This window comes from Frankia sp. AgB1.9 (assembly GCF_016786355.1).
Taxonomy (GTDB): Bacteria; Actinomycetota; Actinomycetes; order Frankiales; family Frankiaceae; genus Pseudofrankia.
This window is the reverse complement of sequence record NZ_JADWYX010000050.1, coordinates 1-6983: the sequence shown is the minus strand read 5'-3', so window position 1 is coordinate 6983 and position 6983 is coordinate 1. Positions and strand designations below refer to the sequence as shown.

The 6983-nt window shown below is 75.7% G+C and carries 1 protein-coding gene; it reads right to left on the bottom strand.

Features of this window, described 5'->3' with window-relative positions:
* Window positions 1-5667: type I polyketide synthase (locus tag I6A60_RS20740; protein WP_238435871.1), on the bottom strand; the 5667-nt coding region annotated here is incomplete at its 3' end.
* Window positions 5668-6983 lie beyond the last annotated feature (1316 nt).

Sequence of the window (6983 nt, the reverse complement as noted above, 5' to 3'; positions counted from 1 at the left end):
CATCTCCGCCGGATAACCCGTCTGCGAACCGATCACCTCCACCACCGCGTCCAACACCACGCCACGGCCCACCGGCCCGGCGGGCACATCGTTCGAGGGGGTGACGGGCGCCTGGGCGACCGCCGGCTCCACCGGCACGGCCTGCGCGGGGATCGCCAGTGCGCGCCCGGCCGGCTGCGTGCCACCCGGTTGGAAGGCCCGGGGCGTGACGCTCCCAAGGCCCAGCCCGTCGAGCAGGGCGCCGTCGTGGCCCAGGTCGCGTGCGCCGCCCTGGCCGAGGTAGCCCAGCACGACGTCGCGCTGTGCGGCGACCAGGTCTCGCGTGGTCCGCAGGAACTCCAGCACGGCCGCGTCGACCGGCCTGGCTACGTCTGGCTCGGCGGGCAGCAGGACCGACCCGGGCGCTGCGTCCGGGACGAGCGGCGCGGCGAGCGACAGGACCGTCGGCGGCTTGAGGCCGCCGGCGACCGGACGGCCGTCCGCGGTGCGCACGAAGGCGCCGTCGACCAGCCAGCCGGGCCGGCGCGGCGCGTCGGCCGCGGCGACGGCCTTGGCGTCCCGGCCGGCGAACAGCGGGGCGACGTCGACGGGGACCCCCGCCGCGGCGAGCTCGGCGACGGCGAGGAGCAGCCGGCGCAGCCCCGGCTCGCCGGCGACGTCGGTGGCGACGGCCCGGTGCGGCCGGCCGGCGAGGATCTTGCCGACCAGGCCGGTGAGCACCCGGCCGGGCCCGACCTCGACGAACGTGCGGACCCCGGCGGCGTACATCGCCTCGACCTGCTCGACGAACCGGACCGGTGCGGCCACCTGGCCGGCGAGCGTCGCCCGCACCTCGTCACCCGTGCCGGGGTAGGGCGCGCCGGTCGTGTTCGACCAGACGCGCGTGTCGGCCGGGCGGACGTCGAGCCCAGCGAGCACGTCCGCGAGCGTGGCGGCGGCACCGGCCACGACCGGGCTGTGGAACGCGGCGGCGACGGGGATCTGCTTGGCGGTGAGGCCCGCGGCGGACAGCGCGGTGAGCGCGGCGCCGACGGCGGCGGTCGTGCCGGAGATGACCGTCTGCTTCGGTGCGTTCTGGTTGGCGAGGACCACCTGGTCGGCCAGGCCACCGGCGCCGGCGAGGGCGGCGCGGGTCTTCTCGGCAGTGGCGGAGACGGCGGCCATGGTGCCCGGGTCGTCACCCGCCGCGGCGAGGATCGCGGCGGCGCGCGCCTCGGAGAGCCCGACCAGATCGGCCCGGTCCAGGGCGCCGGCGACGGTGAGCGCGACCAGCTCGCCGTACGAGTGGCCGGCCAGGTCGTCGGCGCGGATGCCCAGGGTGCCCAGCAGCTCGGTCATCGCCAGGTCCGCGAGGCCGAGGATCGGCTGGGCGGCCCGGGTGTCGGTGATCGCGGCGGCCTGCGCGTCGGCCTCGGCCCGGCCGAACGGAGCCGGCGGGAACATCGTGTCGGCCAGGTGCGGGCCGTAGGCGAGCAGCTCGCGCAGCCGCGGGAACGCGACGAACAGGTCTGCGAGCATCCCCGGCCGCTGGCTGCCCTGGCCCGGGAACAGGAACCCGACCCGGCCAGGCCCCGCGGCGTCGTCGGCCTGGTCGGCCCTGTCGGTCTGGTCGGCCTTGTCCGGGGCGACGAACAGCCCGGCCCTCGGGTCCGGCTGGAAGGAGCGCGCCCGGGCGAGCGCGGTCGGCAGCTCGTCCAGGTCCGCGACGACGAAAGCGAGCTGGACCGGCCCGGACCGGTCGTCGGCGACCGTGCGGGCCAGGTCGCGCAGCCGCCACGGCCGCCCGGAGGACTCGTTCGTCTCGGCCAGCTCGGCGAGCCGGTCGAGCCGGCGGGCCGCGGCCGCCCGGTCCGCGCCGCGGACGACGAACAGCTCGGCCGGCCACAGGCCCAGCCCGTGCGCCGGCTCGGGCGCGCCGTCGTACGCGGAGAGCACGACGTGGAAGTTCGTCCCACCGAAGCCGAACGCGGACACCCCGGCGTGGCGCTCGGCCGCCGGCGCCGCCCACGGGCGCGCGGTGCGCTCGAAGGCGAACGGGCTGGACCCGGCCTCCCAGGCCGGGTTGGGCTTGGTGACGTGCAGCGTCGGCGGGCGCACGCCGGCCGCGAGCGCCCGGGTGGCCTTGATCAGGCCGGCCATGCCGGCGGCGCACTTCGTGTGCCCGATCTGCGACTTCACCGAGCCGACGGTGATGCTGCCCGGCTCGGCGCCGTGCTCGGTGAACACGTCGGTGAGGGTCGAGAGCTCGGTACGGTCACCGACGACGGTGCCGGTGGCGTGGGCCTCGACGAGGCCGACCTCGGACGGCGACACCCCGGCCCGCCCGTAGGCGCGCTCCAGCGAGAGGACCTGGCCGGCGCGGCGCGGCGCGGTCAGGCCGAGCGCCCGTCCGTCGGACGAGCCGGCGACGGCCCGGACCACGGCCTGGATGCGGTCGCCGTCGCGCTCGGCGTCGGCCAGCCGCTTGAGCACGACCACCGCGACGCCCTCGCCGAGGGTGATCCCGTCGGCGGACGAGTCGAACGAGGCGCACTTGCCGCTGGGCGACAGGGCGTGCACCGAGGCGAACATCAGGAAGTCGTTCAGGCCGTTGTGGGTGTCGGCGCCGCCGCAGAGCACCATGTCGGCGTTGCCGGCGACGAGCTCCTTGCAGGCGGCGTCGAGGGCGGCGAACGACGAGGCGCAGGCGGCGTCGACGGTGAAGTTCGACCCGCCGAGGTCGAGCCGGTTGGCGACCCGACCGGCGATGACGTTGGCCAGGATGCCCGGGAACGAGTCCTCGTCCAGCTCCGGCAGGTGGTCGTCGAGCTCGGCCGGCAGGTCGCCGAGCAGGGCGCGGAAGCCGGCCCGCAGCCCGTAGGCGCCGGAGAGGTCGGCGCCCGCCTCGGCGCCGAAGACCACGGAGGTACGTGACCGGTCGAACGCGCGGCCGGCGCGCCGACGGGCGCCGGACCGGTCCTGACCGCCGATCCCCGTGTCGTAGCCGGCGTCCCGCAGCGCCCGGGCCGCGACCTCCAGCGCGAGCAGCTGGCCGGTCTCGATGCTGCGCAGCGAGCGCGGCGGGATGCCGTAGGCAAGCGCGTCGAACGGCACTGGCGGCAGGAAGCCGCCCCATTTCGACGGGGTCATCTTCCCGGCGTCCTTGACGAACGCGTCCTCGGCGTAGAAGAGGTCCGCGTCGAACCGGTCCGCCGGCACCTCGGTGACCGCGTCGACGCCCGAGACGATGTTCGCCCAGAACGTCTCGACGTCCGGGGCACCCGGGAAGACAGCCGCCATCCCGACGATCGCGATGTCCAGCGGCCGGGCCGTCTCGCGGACCGCGGCCACCGACCGCGCCGCGGCGTCCCGCCGCGTTCCGTCGTGCGCCGCTTCGGTGCCGGCCTGGGCCGGGACCTCGGCGGTGACCAGGCCAAGCTCGGCGGCCCGCTGGGCGAGCGCCTCCCCCGCGCCGGTGGTGACCTGCTCGTGCAGCGCCGGGACCGTGGTCCGCTCGGCCCGCAGCGCGGCCACCTGACCGATCATGAACATGCCTTCGGCGGCCTGGGTCGCCGGGTCGACGGTCACCAGCGCACCGCCGTCACGGCGGACGCCCTTGCTGGCGATCCGCAGCCGACCGAGGTTCAGGCTCTCCAGCTCGGCCCACATCTCCTGGCGGCCACGCCCGGCGGCGGCCAGGTCGGCCCGCGCGGCGAGGAAGGTGTCGACGAACGGCGAGCGGACACACCGGGTGGCGTGCCCGGGCGACGTCTCCAGCAGGACGGTCCGCTCGCAGGCCAGGGCCGCGTCCTGGAAACCGGCCTGGATCGCGCCGGTCGTCACCGCCTCGTCCGTGAACAAGTAAGCGGTGCCCATCAGCGCGCCGACCTTGGCGCCGCGGGCCGCGAGCGGCGCCACGACGGCCGCCACGGCGGCGGCCGACGCTTCGTCGTGCACCCCGCCTGCGAACAGCAGGTGCAGCTCCTCGAAGAACGTCCCGCCGGCCCGCTCGCCGGCGGCCAGCAGCCCGGCGACCTGGGCCTCCCAGAGCGCGAAGCTCGCCCGCGGGCCGACGTGCCCGCCGCACTCCCGGCCCTCGAAGACGAACTTGCGCGCGCCGTCGGCGACGAACCGGTCCAGCAGCCCCGGCGAGGGGACGTGCAGGAAGGTGTCGATCCCGGCGGCCTCCAGCGGCGTGGCCTGGGCCGGCCGGCCACCGGCGATCAGCGCGCACGGCGGCCGTACCGCCAGGACCGCCTCAAGCTGCGCGTTGCGCACCTCGGGAGGCGCGAAGCCGAGGACGCCGACGCCCCACGGCGCGTCGCCGAGCAGCTCGGCCGTCTCGGCCAGCAGGGCCCGCGACTGTTCGCCGGTCAGCAGCGCGAGCGCGAGGAACGGCAGCCCACCGCCGTCGGCGACCGCCTTCGCGAAGGCGGGGACGTCGCTCACCCGGGTCATCGGGCCCTGAGCGAGGGGGTAGCGCAGGCCGCGCGCGGCGGCGAACGGCGCGCCCGGAGCGAGCGGACGCAGGCTCGCCGCGGTGGCCAGCTGGTCGACGATCGCGGCGCGGACGGCGCCGACGACGCCGCTGGCGGTGACGTGCTGGTCGGCGAGCGGGCCGGCGAAAGCCCCGTCCTGACCGATCGGGAGCAGCTGGGCCCGCAGGTCCCTGGCACCCAGCCGGGTGGCGATCTCGGCCGCGGTCGGCGTGGCGCCGGCTCCGGCTGGCAGGGTGCCGTCGGAGGCGATCTCGCCGCCGGTGTCACGCAGGTCGGAGGCGATCTCGCCGGTGGCCCGCGGCGGGGCGGAATTGTTGGCCGGGGCGGCGGCCAGGCGGGCGACCGGAAGGTCCGGGCGGATGTAGACCCGGTGGTCACCGAGCAGAGTGGTCTCGCTGCCGTCCATGGCCCGGATGGCGCTGGCCACCTCGGCGGGCAGCTCGACCTCGCGGACCAGAGCGAGCTGGGCGTCCAGGACGACGCCGACCGCTCCGAGGGCGACCGCGCCGGCCGCCGAGTGCGGTCCGATGCCGCCGGCGGCCCAGAACGGGGCCGGCGCGCCGGACGTGGTCGTGAGGCTCGCGGCGCGCAGGTGCTGCAGGAGAGTGAAGGTCGTCAGGTCGCCGACCAGGCCGCCGGCCTCGCTGCCGCGCGCGACCACGCCGTCCGCGCCGGCCGCCAGGGCCGCGCGCGCTCCGGCCACGGAGGTCACCTCGACGAGCACCCGGCGCTGGGCCGCGGGGCCGGCCGCGCTGGCGACGTCCCAGTTCGCGGGCTCGGCCGTGTCCGTGGGCCGCGTCGCGGCGATGCCCGTGGGCCGCGTCGCGGCGAGCAGGTCAGGGTCGGCGAGCAGGACGGTGTCGACGCCGGCCGGCAGGTCCGCCGGGCGCAGCGGAGCCGCCGGGCCGACGCGGACCGCGAAGGCGTCGCACCAGCGGGCGGCGTCGGCGAGCGCCCGCCGGGCGCGGGCGGCGTCGCGGCCCAGATCCAGTACTCCCAGGCCACCCGCCCGCTCGACCGCCGCCACCAGCGCCGCGTTCGGTTCGGCGAACGGGGTCACGACGACGACGAGTTCCCGGGCCGCCGTCGCCGGCGCGGACAAGGTGCTGGCCGCGGGGACCGACGCGGTTGCCGCGTCGCCCGGCCGGGTGGGGCGGACTGGGTCGAGCTGACTGGAAGTCCTGGTCATCGACTGGTCCTCCTGAGCCAGTGACGCCCGCGGCGACACCGGAGTACGGGCTGCGGGTTGACGGCTGCCATCCCGCCGCGACGGCCACGCCCCAGGCCGCGCCGCTGCGACCGAACGGGCCCGCCGGACTGGCCTGTCGTGGGCATCATCACCGCGCCGGTTTCGCCACCGGAGCAGCGGGCCCTCGGCCGATCGCGCGATGACGCGCGGGCGGGCCAGTACGGGCGTGCGCCACAGCCTTGGTCATCTCGAAAAACAACGTCTCCAGGTGCCGTACTACGGGCGCGACCGGCTTGTCCGGACGCACCCGGGTCGGTTTCACGCGGGTCCCCGGCTACCCGTCCGGTAGGTACGACGCGTAGCCGAGAAGCTTCCTGGGAATTCTAGCCGGCCGCAGAGTGATCTCTGCGCGGTGGCACCGGCTGAGCCTGGTGGGGCTGTACAGACCATGCCTGTGCGTGTCCAGGCGGTCAACCGATAACGATCGTGCCGCCGCGTTGCCGCGCCGTGGCCGGCGAAAGATACCGGCATCCGACGGCGAATCCGACGCGGTCGAAGCGGCCACTCTCGGCGGTTGAAGCACCGCCGCGCCGTTCCTTCCGAATGAGGTCCGCAGACACCGTCCGACGTTTCCCTGTAACTTTTCGCCATAGCGGGTCGGAAAAAATTTCCTTGCCTGACACAATCCCGGCAACAAATTCATAACGCGAGTCCGCAAAGCAAAACGACCTACGCCCGGAAGGGGCGCTCGAACGCCGCGGCGACGCGGGCGGTGGCCGCGGCGCAGCCTGTCCCCTCGGGGCTGGAGGCCGCCGCGGACGTTTGGCCCTTGCGTGTCCGCGCGACACGCCGGTCCACGGCAAACGGTGCCGGGGCCGACCTCGGGCTACAGCGGGGTGGCACGTTCCAGCTAGTCAGATCGGGGGGTTACGCGCGAACACCGTGCGTGCCGACCCGCGGGGCACTCGCGACCTCGCCGCCTTGCCCCGCCAAATGCCGGCCGCCGACGCCGAGAACGGCCCACGGCGTTCACGACGGCCGCCAATCCAGCCCGGGGCCGCGCCGCCGCCGGACGCCGTTCATACCCGACTTGGCCTGCGGCGCGCCCATCCGGGGACGGCTCAGCGACCGCGCGTATCGCGGGTCGGGGCTTTCCGTGAACGCTGGCGATATTCGGTCGTTAACAGCAAAAAACCAGACAAGACAGGCATTCAGCCCACCGGGTGGTGGGGGTCCCCGCCGGGGCCCCCCCCCCAGTCTCTTATACACAACTCCGAGCCCCCGCGACAGGCAGAAATGGCGGGTTGCGGGGTGGG